15 protein-coding genes are annotated in these 14,731 nt (G+C 68.4%); 9 read left to right on the plus strand and 6 right to left on the minus strand.

Going from position 1 to position 14,731, the window contains the following annotated elements:
• The first annotated feature begins 16 nt into the window (after nucleotides 1-16).
• Nucleotides 17-1,519, plus strand: a complete 1,503-nt coding sequence (locus tag ACM6LR_RS24575) for a chitinase (RefSeq protein ID WP_414941135.1) — start codon at nucleotides 17-19, stop codon at nucleotides 1,517-1,519.
• A gap of 162 nt (nucleotides 1,520-1,681) precedes the next feature.
• Here the strand turns inward: ACM6LR_RS24575 and ACM6LR_RS24580 are convergent, their stop codons facing one another.
• Both ACM6LR_RS24580 and ACM6LR_RS24585 read right to left on the minus strand, forming a co-directional pair.
• Nucleotides 1,682-3,151, minus strand: a complete 1,470-nt coding sequence (locus ACM6LR_RS24580; protein WP_414944577.1) for a flavin-containing monooxygenase — start codon at nucleotides 3,149-3,151, stop codon at nucleotides 1,682-1,684.
• Between the two features lie 131 nt (nucleotides 3,152-3,282).
• Nucleotides 3,283-4,383 (minus strand): winged helix DNA-binding domain-containing protein, encoded by a 1,101-nt coding sequence (locus tag ACM6LR_RS24585; RefSeq protein ID WP_414944578.1) that lies wholly within the window; start codon nucleotides 4,381-4,383, stop codon nucleotides 3,283-3,285.
• A 78-nt stretch (nucleotides 4,384-4,461) separates the two neighbouring features.
• Between ACM6LR_RS24585 and ACM6LR_RS24590 the strand changes: the two genes are divergently transcribed.
• Nucleotides 4,462-5,490 (plus strand): AraC family transcriptional regulator ligand-binding domain-containing protein, encoded by a 1,029-nt coding sequence (locus ACM6LR_RS24590; RefSeq protein ID WP_414941130.1) that lies wholly within the window; start codon nucleotides 4,462-4,464, stop codon nucleotides 5,488-5,490.
• Here the strand turns inward: ACM6LR_RS24590 and ACM6LR_RS24595 are convergent.
• Nucleotides 5,417-6,082 (minus strand): TetR/AcrR family transcriptional regulator, encoded by a 666-nt coding sequence (locus ACM6LR_RS24595; protein ID WP_414941129.1) that lies wholly within the window; start codon nucleotides 6,080-6,082, stop codon nucleotides 5,417-5,419. The two genes, ACM6LR_RS24590 and ACM6LR_RS24595, sit on opposite strands and share 74 nt — an antisense overlap.
• A 125-nt stretch (nucleotides 6,083-6,207) precedes the next feature.
• Here ACM6LR_RS24595 and ACM6LR_RS24600 point away from each other — a divergent pair, with 125 nt between their 5' ends.
• Nucleotides 6,208-6,486, plus strand: a complete 279-nt coding sequence (locus tag ACM6LR_RS24600; RefSeq protein WP_414944579.1) for a hypothetical protein — start codon at nucleotides 6,208-6,210, stop codon at nucleotides 6,484-6,486.
• A gap of 91 nt (nucleotides 6,487-6,577) precedes the next feature.
• Here ACM6LR_RS24600 and ACM6LR_RS24605 read toward each other — a convergent pair whose 3' ends face one another.
• From ACM6LR_RS24605 to paaI, 3 genes are read right to left on the minus strand one after another with little or no spacing between them, the layout of a single operon-like run.
• Nucleotides 6,578-7,171, minus strand: a complete 594-nt coding sequence (locus ACM6LR_RS24605; protein ID WP_414944580.1) for a TetR/AcrR family transcriptional regulator — start codon at nucleotides 7,169-7,171, stop codon at nucleotides 6,578-6,580.
• Nucleotides 7,168-8,451 (minus strand): phenylacetate--CoA ligase PaaK, encoded by a 1,284-nt coding sequence (paaK, locus tag ACM6LR_RS24610; RefSeq protein ID WP_414944581.1) that lies wholly within the window; start codon nucleotides 8,449-8,451, stop codon nucleotides 7,168-7,170. Before paaK ends, ACM6LR_RS24605 begins: the two co-directional genes overlap by 4 nt.
• Complete coding sequence (paaI, locus tag ACM6LR_RS24615; protein ID WP_414941193.1) at nucleotides 8,448-8,840, minus strand: hydroxyphenylacetyl-CoA thioesterase PaaI; 393 nt, start codon at nucleotides 8,838-8,840, stop codon at nucleotides 8,448-8,450. Before paaI ends, paaK begins: the two co-directional genes overlap by 4 nt.
• A 211-nt stretch (nucleotides 8,841-9,051) precedes the next feature.
• Between paaI and paaZ the strand changes: the two genes are divergently transcribed.
• The 6 genes from paaZ to paaE are packed head-to-tail and all read left to right on the plus strand — an operon-like array spanning nucleotide 9,052 to nucleotide 14,712.
• A complete protein-coding gene (paaZ, locus tag ACM6LR_RS24620; protein WP_414941125.1) occupies nucleotides 9,052-11,082 on the plus strand; it encodes a phenylacetic acid degradation bifunctional protein PaaZ in 2,031 nt (676 codons plus the stop codon).
• Nucleotides 11,079-12,017, plus strand: coding sequence for a 1,2-phenylacetyl-CoA epoxidase subunit PaaA (gene paaA, locus ACM6LR_RS24625; protein ID WP_414941124.1), 939 nt, complete (start codon nucleotides 11,079-11,081; stop codon nucleotides 12,015-12,017). Before paaZ ends, paaA begins: the two co-directional genes overlap by 4 nt.
• Nucleotides 12,017-12,301, plus strand: a complete 285-nt coding sequence (gene paaB, locus ACM6LR_RS24630) for a 1,2-phenylacetyl-CoA epoxidase subunit PaaB (protein ID WP_005168080.1) — start codon at nucleotides 12,017-12,019, stop codon at nucleotides 12,299-12,301. The genes paaA and paaB overlap by 1 nt, the downstream gene beginning before the upstream one ends.
• Before the next feature lies 1 nt (nucleotide 12,302).
• On the plus strand, nucleotides 12,303-13,160 hold the full coding sequence (paaC, locus tag ACM6LR_RS24635) for a 1,2-phenylacetyl-CoA epoxidase subunit PaaC (RefSeq protein ID WP_414944582.1): 858 nt from the start codon (nucleotides 12,303-12,305) through the stop codon (nucleotides 13,158-13,160).
• Entirely contained in the window at nucleotides 13,154-13,642 is a 489-nt protein-coding gene (paaD, locus tag ACM6LR_RS24640) for a 1,2-phenylacetyl-CoA epoxidase subunit PaaD (RefSeq protein WP_414944583.1), read from the plus strand. The genes paaC and paaD overlap by 7 nt, the downstream gene beginning before the upstream one ends.
• Entirely contained in the window at nucleotides 13,642-14,712 is a 1,071-nt protein-coding gene (paaE, locus tag ACM6LR_RS24645) for a 1,2-phenylacetyl-CoA epoxidase subunit PaaE (protein ID WP_414944584.1), read from the plus strand. Before paaD ends, paaE begins: the two co-directional genes overlap by 1 nt.
• Nucleotides 14,713-14,731 lie beyond the last annotated feature (19 nt).

Raw genomic sequence — 14,731 nt, forward strand, 5'->3', positions numbered from 1 at the left:
TTCGTGGAGGCCAGCTGTGAAAGTCAAGCCGAAACACGCGTTCCTAGCCCTGCTGTCGTCACTGGCCGTGTGCCTGGGGGTGACTTTCGCGGTCTCGGGCAGTGCCTCGGCCGCCAACATCCTGACCAACCCGGGCTTCGAACTCGGGACCACGAGTGGCTGGACCTGTTCCGGCGCGTCCTCGGTGGTCACCACGCCGGTCCACTCGGGCACCCGCGCGCTCAGCGCGACCCCGGCGGGCCAGAACAACGCCCGCTGCACGCAGAGCGTGCCGGTGAAGGCCAACACCGCGTACACGCTTTCGGCGTGGGTGCAGGGCAGCTACACCTATCTGGGCGTCACGGGCACCGGGACGGGTGACAAGAACACCTGGACCCCCGGCGGCGCCAGCTGGAGCCAGCTCTCGCTGAGCTTCACCACCGGGGCGGCCACCACCAGCGTCGACATCTACCTGCACGGCTGGTACGGCCAGCCCGCCTACTTCGCGGACGACGTCAACCTCGACGGACCCGGCGGCTCGCCGACCACAACCCCGACGACACCGACGACGACCACCACGAGCAACTCGCCGACCACGACCACCACCCCGACGACACCGACGACCACGACGACCAACCCGAACCCCGGCAACCTGCCGAAGCACGTGATCACCGGGTACTGGCAGAACTTCTACAACGGCGCGAAGGCGCTCAAACTCGCTGACGTCCCGACGAAATACAACATCATCGCCGTGTCCTTCGCCGACGCGACGGCCACGCCGGGCGCGGTCACCTTCACCCTCGACTCGGGTCTGTCGAGCCAGCTCGGTGGCTACACCGACGCGCAGTTCAAGGCCGACATCAAGACGGCGCAGGCGCGCGGGCAGAAGGTCATCCTGTCGGTCGGTGGTGAGAAGGGCACGATCCGCGTCGACTCCTCGGCCGCGGCGACCAACTTCTCCAACAGCATGAAGTCGCTCATCGCGACCTACGGTTTCGACGGCGTCGACATCGACCTCGAGAACGGCGTCAACGCGACCTACATGGCGCAGTCGCTGCGGGCGATCCACGCCGCGGGCGGCACGGTCATCACCATGGCGCCGCAGACGATCGACATGCAGAACCCGGCGGCCGAGTACTTCAAGCTGGCGCTGAACGTCAAGGACATCCTGACGATCGTGAACATGCAGTACTACAACAGCGGCGCGATGCTCGGCTGCGACCAGAAGGTCTACTCGCAGGGCACGGTCGACTTCCTCACCGCGCTGGCCTGCATCCAGCTGCAGAGCGGCCTGCGTGCCGACCAGGTCGGTCTCGGCCTGCCCGCCTCGGGTTCCGCCGCGGGTGGTGGCTACCAGGCGCCCGGCAACACGGTCAACGCGCTGAACTGCCTGGCGAAGGGCACGAACTGCGGTTCGTTCAAGCCTTCGACGACCTACCCGACGATCCGGGGCGCGATGACCTGGTCGATCAACTGGGACGCCTCGCAGGGCTACGCCTGGTCGAACACGGTGAGCGCGGGCCTGGCAGGCCTCCCGTGATGATCCGCTAGACCGGGGCGGGTGCCGGCGTCGCGCGGGCGACGGCACCCGCCTCTTCCATGCCCGCGTTTAGTCCTCTAGTTGCGGTACTTGCGCACGCAAGTACCGCAACTAGAGGACTAAACGCCGCCGAACCCGGAGCCAATCACAGTACGTCGTGGTTCATCGCGGTCCCGCCGTCCGGTAGTCGCCGAGGTCGAGCGTCTTCGTCCGGCGGTCGTACTCGGTCACCAGGCCCGGCCAGTTCGTGCTCACCCTGCCGTTCTCCTGGCGGTACCAGCTGGCGCAGGTCGTCCAGACGCTGTGGCCGAGCCGTCGCTGAATTTCCTTGTCGTAGCGGTCTTCCACCTCGGGCGCGACGTCCATATAGGACACCTCGGGCCGGTTGAGGTGTTCGACGGCCTGCCGGATGTAGCGTGCCTGCCGTTCGATCATGTAGATGATGGAGCCCGCGCCGAGGTTCGTGTTGGGACCGTAGACGCAGAACAGGTTCGGGAAACCCGGTACGGTCATGCCGAGGTACGCCCGCGCGCCGCCCTTCCACGCATCGGACAGCGACCGGCCGCCGAGACCTCGCACCTTGAGTTCGCCCAGGAAATCCGTTGCCGCGAAACCGGTTCCGTAGACGATGACGTCGGCCTCGTGCTCGACGCCGTCCTCGGTGAGCAGCCCGGACGGCGTGATCGCGCTGATGCGGCGCGTCTCCACCGCGACGTTGTGCTGCGCGAGTGCGGGCAGGTACTCGTTGGTGAACAGGATCCGCTTGCAGCCAAGGGGATAGTCCGGGGTGAGCTTCTCGCGTAGCGCCCGGTCCTTGATGTGGCGGCGGCGCAACTGGGCCGTCCGCAGTTCGAAGACCTTGGCCAGCAAAGGATGCTTAATCATCGCGTAGGTCGCGTACTCGGCGAGGAGGAAGATCCGGAGCCTGCCGAGCAGCTGCGTGGCCGGAAGGTGCCGGAACAGCCGCTGCTGCCAGCGCCGGTAGCGGGTGTCCCGTTTGGCCAAGATGTAGGGCGCGGTGCGCTGGAACACCGTCAGTTCACCGGCCTGGCGCTGGAGTTCGGGCACGAACTGGATCGCGCTCGCGCCGGTGCCGATCACCGTGACCTTCTTGCCGCGCAGGTCGACGTCGTGCTCCCAGCGCGCGGAGTGGAAACTGGCGCCCTCGAAGGTGTCCTGGCCGGGGATGTCCGGCTGGACCGGCCGCGAAAGCTGTCCGACGGCGGGGACGAAGACCTTTGCCTCGAAGGTCTCGCCGCCCGCGGTCTCCACACGCCAGAGCCCGCGTTTGTCGTCGAATGCCGCGCCGGTGGCCCTGGTGCCGAAGCGGATGTGCGGTTCGAGTCCGTAGCGACGCACCACGCGTTCGAGGTACTCGTGGATGTCGGGTTGCAGCGAGAACCGCCTCGGCCAGTCGGGATTGGGCTCGTAGGAGAACGAGTACAGCGGCGACGGGATGTCGCAGCCCGCGCCGGGATAGGTGTTCTCCCGCCAGACGCCGCCCGGTTCGGCGGCGCTCTCCAGGATGACGAAGTCGTCGATCCCGGCGCGTTTGAGTTCGATCGCCGTCCCGACCCCGCCGAACCCCGCGCCGACGATCAGCACGCTTGTCTTCGATGCCCCAGTGCCCATGACGATCGAAGTTACGCAGGGGTCAGCCCGCCCGGAAGTGCCCGACCGGCCACTGAATCGAGATTTCCGGCCACGCCCCTTGTCGCGATTAGTCCTCTAGTTGCGGTAGTTGGTAGTACGAACTAGCGCAACTAGAGGACTAATTGCACCGTGTGGGTCTCGGCCTTCGGATGCGCCCAGGTCAGGAGGGAGTGAGCGGAGCTTTCGAGTGTGTCCAGGTCGCGCTTGGGGATGCGTTCGAACGGCGTGATCGCGACCGAAGCGGCCTTTTTCGCCACCTTGATCTCCCAGCTGCCCTTCACGAATCCGTCGACCAGGATGGTGCCCTTGACCAGGCCGTTCTGCGTGATGACGACCTTGCGGTGCTCGTCGCTGATCACCCGGGTGCGGTCAGCGTAGGACAGGACGGTCTGGTCGAACGGCCCCAGTAACCGCACCGGCGCGGGAGTCTCGGGATCCGGGCGCGGAGCGTCAGGCAAGTCGAACAGTTCGCGTCCGTTCTCGTCGCGGAACGTCCGCAGTTCCGGCCGCAGCCGCTCGGCGACCTCGCCGAGTTTCGTGATCCCGGCCCACGCCTGCGCGTCCTGGACGCTCGCGGGCCCGAACGCGGCCAGGTAGCGTTGGAACATCGCTTCCGGCGATGGCGTCGCGTCCGGTTCGGCGCCGAGCCAGTCCCGGGTGGTCTGGTACGTCGGCTGCCCGGACTTCCCCCAGATCCCGCGCGGCGGGATCTGCACCAGCGGCAGCAGCGCCCGCGCGACGTGCACCAGCGCCGACGGTCCCGCGCTTTCCCAGCGGCCCGCGAGTTCCGCGCCGAGTTCCGCGGACGACAACGGGCGCTCGCCGAGCAGTTTGCGCGCGGTGCGGGCGATCTCCTGGTGATCGAGACCCTTGATCTCCGGGGTGAACTGGGTGTTGTCCATCGAGCGGTCGTAGAGGGGCTGCACGACCGGCCGCCACGCCAGCGCGTCCGACGGCGTGACCAGGTGGACCGTGCCGCGCATGAGCGCGATCCGCACGACACTCCTGTCGAGCAGCAGGTTCGCCAGATCTTCCTGGCGGAACCCGTGCAACCGCGTCCACAGCGCGAAGTACGGCGGGTTCGGCGCCTGCGCCTGCAAGCCGGCGAGATGCTCGACCGCTTCGAGCGCGGTCATTTTCGAACGCCGGAGCAGCAGTTGCCGGTCCAGCATGGCGCGGTTCAGGGCGCGCCTGCTCAACGTGTCGGACATGCCGCTCACCTTAAACGGGATCGAGGACAGTTCCGGTCCTCAATGCGAGAGCTGCTGCCGGGATTCATAATCCCGGCCATGGAACTACCGCCGCCGGTGATCCGGGACTGGGACTACCCGCGCGGCACGGCGAGCATCGTGCTCATGGCCCGCTTCGCGGCCGAGAACGGCGTCGAGGGGCTGAAGGCCTACGAGCGCGCTCCGGTGGACGGTCAAGTCGACGCGCGCCAGGAACTCGCGGTGGTCCGCGACCTGATCCGGGGCCTCGGCGGCGGGGACGACGTCGCGCTGCGGCTGAGCAGACGGTACCGCGTCAGCGCGTTCGGCATCTTCGGCTTCGCGTGCATCAGCAGCCCGACGCTGGGCGACGCGATGCGGTTCGCCCTGCGCTACCTGGACCTGAGCTTCACTTTCTGCATCCCGCACGTGACCGTCGAGGCCGGGCGGCTCGCGCTGACCATGGACGACAGTCGCGTGCCCGGCGACGTCGCCCGCTTCCTGGTACTGCGCGACCTCGGCGCCATCCACACCGTCATGCGCGACATCCTGCCGGACATCTCCCTGCGCTCCTTGGCGTTCCGGCACGAGCGACCATCCACAGTGGACGAATACGTGCGGACCTTCGGGCTGGCGCCGTCGTTCTCGGCGCTGTCGCACGTCGCCGCGCTCGACCCGCTCTTCCTCGACAGACCGCTGCCGCAGGCCAACGACCAGACGGTCGCGGTCTGTGCCGCGCAATGCGATCTGCTGGTGTCCCGGAAACGGGAGCGGTCCGGGATCGCCCAGCAGGTCAGGGAACGGCTGGTGCGGCTCGGCGGGGTGGACGCCGGGATGGACGAGGTCGCGCGACGGCTCGCGCTCAGCCCTCGCACGCTGCGGCGAAGGCTGTTCGAGGCCGGGACAGGCTACCGCGCGCTGCTGGACGAGGTCCGCCAGGCGCTGGCGGAGGAGATGCTCGACACCGGCGCGCTCAGCGTCGAGGACGTCGCGCTGCGGCTGGGCTACGCCGAGGCGTCGAGTTTCATCTACGCCTTCAAACGCTGGAAGGGGATGACTCCGGCGGCCTATGCCCGGCGGAACGCGTTGCGAGCACGGCCGGGTAGGTGACCCGAAGCAGGTGCCCGATCGAATCGGTCAGGAAGATCCGCAGTTCCTCCCGGCCGAGGGTGCCGCGGATCAGCCACTCGCGTGACGCGGCGCGCAGCATCCCGCCGTAGGAACGGATCATCGCGCGGAGTTCTTCGCGGCCCTCGGTGATGTCACTCATCAGCGCGGCCGCGAGCACGCGGTCGGCGGCGATCTCGTCGCCCTCCAGCATGATCCGCTCGACGTCCGGGTCGCGGCCGACGGCCTCCTGGCCGATCGCGGTCAGCCACGCCTGCTCGTTGCGTTCGACGACCTCGATCCAGTGCCGCACGCTGATCGCGAGCCGCTCCTCGGCGGTCGTGTCTGGCAGGTTCTCGATCACCGGCGCCGGCACGATCATCATCTGCCGGACGACTTCCAGGTACAGCTCCCGTTTGCCGCCGAAGTAGTGGTTGATCAGCGGCCTCGCCACCCCGGCGGCCTTCGCGATGTCCGACGTCGACACGGAGGCGTACGTGCCCGCGCCGAACAGCCGCCGCGCCGCCGCCAGGATCTCGGCACGCCGGGCGGCCGGTTCGAGGCGGCGCCGCCGGATCTCCGGGTCGGTGCTCATGGGCCGAGCGTAACCGTTTCACGTGAGCGCTTGCCGTTACTCATTCGGAACAACCGGTAGGTAACCCTCCGGGGTCCGGCGGCGACGTTCGGGGCGGGGGGACCGTGTGGCATGGGCAGGGACGAATGACCAGTGCTGAGCGCGATCCGGTCCGCCGTGCGGGACGGTGGGTCAGTGTGCGTCTGCGGCACCGCGACGTCCTCATCCGAGGTGACATCGCGGACGAACGCGTCTCCTACGCGGGGATCGTGATCACCAGTTTCGAGAACGGTATCGAGGTCGGCGAACGCTGGATCCCGCTCGGCGTCGATCCGTCGGAGGCGGACGACGAACAGCTCATCCAGCAGTTGCGGGACGCGCTGATCTGGCAGGCGCGGCGCCCGCCCCAGGCCGCGGGGGAGTAGCCGAAGGGAACTTTCCCCGCATCTGATGGGGGGAAAGCGCCCTTCACCGCGTCACACGCGGGAAAGTCCCCTTCAGCTCCGCGGGAGAGGGTCACTGCGTCCGGAGGCCGTCGAACGCGATCTTGCACACCGCGTCCGCCAGTTCCGTCCCCGCCGAACCCCGGCGCGGCCGGTACCACTCGATCAGCGAGTTCACCATGCCGTACAGCAGCCGAGCGGTGACCGCGGGATCGATGTCGGGCCGCACGTCGCCCTCGGTTTCGGCCTGTTTCACCAGTTCCGTGACCAGCCGGTCGAATTCGCGCCGCCGCGCCAGCGCCGCCCGCTCGATCTTGGTGTTGCCCCGCACCCGCAGCAGCAGCGTCACGAACGGCAGTTGCTCGACCAGCACGAGAACACTGCCCCGCACCAGATGCTCGAGTTTCTCGATCGCCTTGCCCTCGAAGGACTCCGTCTCGGCGGCGACGGCGAACAGGCCGTTCAGCGCGCGGTCGACGGCGAGCCGCAGCAACTCCTCCTTGCTCGGCACGTGATGGTAGATCGCGGATTTCGTGATGCCGAGCTTGCGGGAGAGGTCCTCCATGCTGGTGCCGTCGTAGCCGCGTTCGTTGAACAGCCTGACCGCGACCTGCAGCAGCGACTCGAGGTCGTAGCCGGGGCGTCCCCGGCGGGCGGGGGTGGTCACCCGCGGTCCCGCTCGTCGAGTACGCGCCGCATCTTGCCAAGCGACCGCTCCAGGGTGTCCGGGTCGACCACCTCGACGCCGACGCTCACGCCGACCCCGTCCTTGACCCCGGCGATCAGCCGGGCGGCGGCCTGTTCGCGCTGCCCGGCGGATACGTCCGGACGCGCTTCGACGCGGACGGTCAGGTGGTCCATCCGGCCCTTCGTGGACCGGATCAGCTGGAAATGCGGCGCGAGCGCGGGGGTCACCAGCACGACTTCCTCGATCTGCGTGGGGAAGACGTTGACGCCACGCAGGATGATCATGTCATCGCTGCGCCCGGTCACCTTCTCCATCCGCCGGTACGACGGCCGCGCGGTGCCCGGCAGCAGCCGGGTGAGGTCACGGGTGCGGTACCGGATGATCGGCAGCGCCTGTTTGGTGAGCGAGGTGAACAGCAGTTCGCCGGTGTCGTCGATGGGCTTCTCGGTGAACGGGTCGATCACTTCGGGGTAGAAGTGGTCCTCCCAGATGTGCAGGCCGTCCTTGGTCTCGACGCATTCCTGCGCGACGCCGGGGCCCATCACCTCGGACAGGCCGTAGATGTCGACGGCGTCGATGCCGACGCGGTCCTCGATCTCCGTGCGCATCTGCTCGGTCCACGGCTCCGCGCCGAAGATGCCGACCTTGAGCGAACTCGACCGCGCGTCGATGCCCCGTCGCTCGAACTCGTCGAGCAGCGTGAGCAGGTACGACGGGGTGACCATGATGATCTCGGGTTTGAAGTCGGTGATGATCTGCACCTGGCGCGCGGTCATCCCGCCGGACGCGGGGATCACCGTGCAGCCCAGTTTTTCGGCGCCGTAGTGCGCGCCGAGACCGCCGGTGAACAACCCGTAGCCGTAGGCCACGTGGACCTTGTCGCCCGGCCGCCCGCCCGCCGCGCGGATCGACCGCGCCATCACCGTGGCCCAGGTGTCGATGTCCTCGGCGGTGTAGCCGACGACGGTCGGTTTGCCGGTGGTGCCGCTGGACGCGTGAATCCGGCTCACCTGTGACTCGGGGACGGCGAACATGCCGAACGGGTAGTTGTCGCGCAGGTCCTGTTTGGTGGTGAACGGGAACTTCGCCAGGTCTTTCAGCGCCTTGCAGTCGTCCGGGCGGACGCCCGCCTCGTCGAACTTCCTGGTGTAGAACGGCACGTTGTCGTAGGCGTGCCGCAGCGTCCACCGAAGGCGCGTCAGTTGCAGCGCCTGGAGTTCGTCGATGGTCAGGTTTTCGGCGTCGTCGCTGAAAGTCATCGGTTGGGTGCCTTCTCGATGATGCGGCTGCGGCCGCGGAACTCGGCGACGACTTCCGGCCCTTCAGGGGTCTCCCGGTGCACGGTGACGTCGTAGATGCCGTTGCGGCCGTAGCGGGTCCGCTCGGTGGCGGTGGCGACGAGGTGGTCGCCGAGCCGTCCGGCGGCGATGAAGGAGATCTCCGCGCCGGAAGCGACGGTCGCCGGGCCGTGGCTGTTGCAGGCGCAGGCGAACGTCGTGTCGGCGAGCAGGAACACGTAGCCACCGTGCGCGATGTCGTGTCCGTTCACCATCGTCTCGGTGATCTTCATGGAGGCGACCGCGTGCCCTTCGGCGGCCTTGATCAGCTCGATGCCCAGCGCGTTCGACGCCCGGTCGCCGGTGAACATCGCGTGGGCCGCGTTGGTAGTCAAGGCACCGCCTCGTGAGTTACTGACCGAATGGACGGTTGTTGAAGGGTGTCGCCAGTAAAGGTGCGACGTCGCGCAGATGTCAAGGGTCCACCGCCGTCCGGGGGTTTGCAAGTGCCGGGTCACGAGCTAGAGTGAATTACTGAACGGACGGTCTGTAATTAAACCCACCACGTGAAGGGTCGACCCCATGGCTTTGCTGCGCAGCTACGTCTCCGGCGGATGGCACACGTCGGAAAACGACGGCGTACCGCTGCACGACGCCTCGACCGGTGAGGAGGTCGCCCGTGTCTCGTCCGACGGCATCGACTTCGCGGCCGCACTGGACCACGGCCGCCGCACCGGCGGTCCCGCGCTGCGTGAGCTGACCTTCCACCAGCGTGCCGCGCTGCTGAAGGCGCTGGCCTCCCACCTGCGTGAACACCGCGGCGAGCTGTACGCGCTGTCGGCCAGGACCGGCGCGACCAAGGGCGACTCGATGGTCGACATCGACGGCGGCATCGGCGTGCTGTTCGCCTACTCCAGCAAGGGCAAGCGCGAGCTGCCGAACGACACCGTCTACGTCGACGGCAACGTCGAGCCGCTGAGCAAGGGCGGAACTTTCGTCGCCCAGCACATCGCCGTGCCGCTGCGCGGTGTCGCCGTCCAGATCAACGCGTTCAACTTCCCCGTCTGGGGCCCGCTGGAGAAGTTCGCGCCCGCGTTCCTCGCCGGGGTGCCGAGTCTGATCAAGCCCGCCAGTCAGACCGCGTACCTGACCGCGCGGCTGGTCGAGATCATCATCGAGTCCGGCATCCTGCCCGAGGGCACACTGCAGTTCGTCGCGGGCAGCGTCGGCGACCTGCTCGACCACGTCACCGCGCAGGACCTCGTCTCGTTCACCGGCTCCGCGTCCACCGCGCAGAAGCTCCGCGTGCACCCGGCGGTCGTGCGCAACTCCGTCCGGTTCAACGCCGAGGCCGACTCACTGAACCTGTCGATCCTCGGCCCGGACGCCGAACCCGGCACCACCGAGTTCGACCTGTTCGTCAAGCAGCTCACCACCGAGATGACGGTCAAGGCGGGTCAGAAGTGCACCGCCATCCGCCGCGCCTTCGTGCCCGCCGGCCTGCTGGACGCCGTCGCCGAGGCCGCGAGCGCGCGGTTGGCGAAGGTCACCGTCGGCAACCCGACGGCCGAAGGTGTGCGCATGGGCGCGCTGGCCAGCCTGGAGCAGCGTGAGGAGGTCCGGCGGTCGCTGAAGGCGCTGCTGGACGTCGGCACGGTCGTCTTCGGCGACCCGGAGCAGGTCGAGGTCGTCGGCGCGGACGCCGAGCGTGGCGCCTTCCTCTCGCCGGTCCTGTTGAAGGCCGACCCCGAGCGTTCCGAGCCGCACGAGGTCGAGGCGTTCGGCCCGGTGTCGACGCTGCTGCCCTACACCTCGACCGAGCAGGTCATCGAGCTCGCCGCGCGGGGTGGCGGCAGCCTGGTCGGCTCGATCGTCACCGCCGACGCGGGGTTCGCCCGCGAGGTCGTCCTCGGTGTCGCGCCGTACCACGGCCGCCTGCTGGTGCTGGACGCCGACGACGCCAAGGAGTCGACGGGCCACGGTTCGCCGATGCCGCAGCTGGTCCACGGCGGTCCCGGCCGCGCCGGTGGCGGCGAGGAGATGGGCGGCGTCCGCGGCGTGCTGCACCATATGCAGCGCACCGCCGTCCAGGGCAGTCCGAAAGTGCTCAGCGCCGTCACCGGCCGCTGGGTCGCCGGCGCCCCGCGCACCGAAGGCGACGTCCACCCGTTCCGGAAGTCCTTGGCGGAGCTGAAGATCGGTGACTCCGTCGTCGCCGGGCCGCGCGAGGTCCTGCAATCCGACGTCGACCACTTCGCCGAGTTCACCGGCGACACCTTCTACGCCCACACCGATCCCGAGGCCGCGGCGGCGAACCCGCTGTTCGGCGGGATCGTGGCGCACGGGTACCTCGTGGTGTCCTTCGCCGCGGGCCTGTTCGTCTCGCCGGAACCCGGCCCGGTGCTGGCCAACTACGGCCTGGAGAACCTGCGGTTCCTCACCCCGGTCAAGGTCGGCGACACCCTCACGGTGACCCTGACCGCCAAGCAGATCACCCCGCGCATCGACCAGGAGTACGGCGAGGTCCGCTGGGACGCCGACGTCACCAACGCCGACGGTGACTCGGTCGCCAAGTACGACGTCCTCACCCTGGTGGCGAAGGAGCAGTCATGACGGCCACATTGCCGGAGGAAGATCTCGAACGGCACTTCGAGGCGACCATCGAGCGCGACCAGCGCATCGAGCCCCGCGACTGGGTGCCCGAGGGCTACCGCAAGACGATGATCCGCCAGATCGCGCAGCACGCGCATTCGGAGATCATCGGCATGCAACCCGAGGGCAACTGGATCACCCGCGCGCCTTCCTTGCGGCGCAAGGCGATCCTGCTGGCGAAGGTGCAGGACGAGGCCGGGCACGGGCTGTACCTGTACTCGGCGGCGGCCACACTCGGCGCCGACCGCGCGGATCTGACCGACAAGCTGATCAACGGCAGGCAGAAGTACTCGTCGATCTTCAACTACCCGGCGCTGACCTTCGCCGACGTCGGCGTGGTCGGCTGGCTGGTCGACGGCGCGGCGATCTGCAACCAGGTCCCGCTGTGCCGCAGCTCGTACGGGCCGTACGCCCGCGCCATGATCCGCATCTGCAAGGAGGAGTCCTTCCATCAGCGGCAGGGCTTCGAACTGCTGATGACGATGATGCGGGGCACCGAGAAGCAGCGCGCGATGGTGCAGGAGGCGGTGAACCGCTGGTGGTGGCCGTCGCTGATGATGTTCGGCCCGCCGGACGCGGACTCGCCGAACACCGCGCAGTCGATGGCTTGGAAGGTCAAGCGGCACACCAACGACGAGCTGCGGCAGCGCTTTGTCGACATGTCCATTCCGCAGGCCGAGGCCCTGGGTGTCACCTTTCCGGACCCGGACCTGAAGTGGAACGCCGAACGCGGGCACTACGACTTCGGCGCCGTCGACTGGGACGAGTTCAAGAACGTGTTGAAGGGCAACGGCCCCTGCAACGCTCAGCGCGTCGCGCACCGGCGGCGGGCACAGGAAGACGGCGCTTGGGTGCGCGAGGCAGCCTCGGCGCACGCAGCGAAGAAGGGTTCGTGATGAAACACGACTGGCCGTTGTACGAGGTGTTCGTCCGGGGCAAGCGCGGCCTGAACCACGTGCACGTGGGTTCGCTGCACGCGGCGGACGACGACATGGCGTTGCACCACGCGCGGGATCTGTACACCCGCCGCAACGAAGGCGTGTCGATCTGGGTCGTGCGGGCTTCGGACATCACGGCGTCCTCTCCGGACGAGAAGGATCCGTTCTTCGCGCCCAGCGGCGACAAGGTGTACCGGCACCCGACGTTCTACGACATCCCCGACAACGTCCCCCACATCTGACATGAGCTTCGACAACGCCTATGAGGCGATCACCGAAGAAAACGACTCCCGCTGGGCGTTCGGCACCGGGTTCGAGGATCCGCTGTCCGGTGTGGACACCACGGTCCCGTCCGGTGTGGACGGTCACCGCCTCGCCGCCTACTGCCTGATGCTCGGCGACGACGCGCTGATCTTCTCGCACCGGCTGCAGGAGTGGTGCACGAACGCGCCCGAACTCGAGGACGAGGTCGCGATCGCCAACATCGCGCTCGACCTGCTCGGGCAGGCGCGGCTGCTGCTGGCCCGCGCGGGCAAGGCCGACGGGAGCGAGCGCTCGGAGGATTCCTACGCGTTCTTCCGGAGTGAGCAGGAGTACCGCAACGTCCGGCTCACCGAACTCGAAGGCGGGCACTTCGGACATCTGATCGCGCGGCTGCTGGTTTTCTCCATCTGGCGGCTCGCGCTGCTACAACAGCTTCAGTCCTCTGTGGACCCCGTGCTCGCGGCCATCGCGGACAAGGGCGTCAAAGAGGTCGCCTACCACCGCGACTACGCGGCACAGTGGGCGGTCCGGCTGGGTGACGGAACCGAGTTGTCGCGCACCCGCATGCAGGAAGGTCTCGACGCGGTCTGGCCCTACACCGGCGAGCTTTTCACGGCACACGAGGTCGAATTCGTCGCGGCACCGTCGCTGCGGCCCGAGTTCGACGCGATCCTGGACCAGGTGCTCGCCGCCGCGACCCTGACGCGGCCCGAAATCGGCGCGCTCGCCGGGGTGTCGGGCCGGATGGGCCGCGACGGCGTGCACACCGAGCGGATGGGCTTCCTGCTGGCTGAGCTGCAGAGCGTCGCCAGGGAACATCCGGACGCGACATGGTGACCGCGTACGCCGTGGCGGCCACGGTCACCGATCCGGAACTGCCGATGCTCACCCTCGCCGACCTCGGCGTCCTGCGCGAAGTGTCCGAATCCGGCGGTCGCGTGGTCGTCGCGATCACCCCGACCTACACCGGTTGCCCGGCGATGGACACCATGCGTGACGACCTCGTCCACGCGCTGACCAACGCGGGCTACGGCGAGGTCGAGGTCCGCACGGTGCTGCGGCCGGCGTGGTCCACCGACTGGATCACCGACGACGGCAAACGGAAGCTGGCCGAGGCCGGGATCGCGCCGCCGGGGGCCGCGCCGCGGCGGACCGGCCCGATCCCGCTCACGTTGAGCCCGCCGGTGTCCTCGGTCCGGTGCCCGCATTGTGGTTCCGCGGATACCGAGGAGCAGTCCCGGTTCAGCGCGACAGCGTGCAAAGCCCTGCGCCGCTGCCGGTTCTGCCTCGAACCGTTCGAACACGTCAAGGAGATCTAGTGACTGCCACTCTCCGCCGCACGGGCTTTCACACCCTGAAGGTGTCCGACGTCCAGCGCCTGTGCGACGACGCCGTCGCGGTGACCTTCGACGTGCCCGAAGACCTCGCGGACACCTTCCGCTTCAAGGCGGGTCAGTCGCTGACCCTGCGCCGCGAGATCGACGGCCGCGACGAACGCCGGTCGTACTCGATCTGCGCGCCCGCCGGCGCGGCGCCACGCGTCGGCATACGCGAGGTGCCGGGTGGGCTGTTCTCGTCGTGGCTCGTGCGCGACGTGCGGCCCGGCGACGAGATCGAGGTCGCGGCGCCGACCGGTCATTTCACCCCGGACCTGGCAGCGGCGGGGCATCACGTGCTCGTCGCGGCCGGATCCGGGATCACGCCGGTGCTGTCGATCGCGTCTTCGCTGCTCGGCGATTCCGATGCCACGGTGACCGTGCTTTACGGCAACCGCCGCACGGACACCGTCATGTTCGCCGACGACCTCGCGGACCTGAAGGACCGTTATCCCGCGCGGCTCGAACTCGTCCATGTCCTCTCCCGCGAGCCGCGTGAGGCCGAACTGTTCACCGGCCGCCTCGACGTCGAGAAGCTGCGGCGCCTGTGCACGGTGCTGATCCCGGTCGAGGACGTCGCGCACTGGTGGCTTTGCGGACCGTTCGAGATGGTGACCGGCGCGCAGGAACTGCTGCGCTCGCTGGACGTCCCCGACGAGAACATCCATCAGGAACTGTTCTATGTGGACACCCCGCCGGAGCCGGTGCACCACGTCGATCCGGCCGTCGTGGGGTCCGCCAGCGAGGTCACGCTGGTCCTCGACGGCCGGTCGACGACGATGACACTGCCGCGCGACTCCTCCCTGCTCGACGGCGCGCAGAAGTACCGGCCGGACCTGCCGTTCGCTTGCAAGGGCGGGGTATGCGGGACCTGCCGGGCGAAGATCTGCGACGGCAAGGTGGACATGCGGCGCAACTTCGCACTGGAGAAGGCCGAAGTCGACGCCGGGTTCGTGCTCACCTGCCAGTCCGTGCCCGTCTCCGAGGCCGTCACCGTGGACTTCGACGCCTAACAGCGATCTCGCGTGTTTG

The sequence above is a fragment of the Amycolatopsis sp. cmx-11-32 genome (genome assembly GCF_047608695.1).
GTDB lineage: Bacteria > Actinomycetota > Actinomycetes > Mycobacteriales > Pseudonocardiaceae > Amycolatopsis.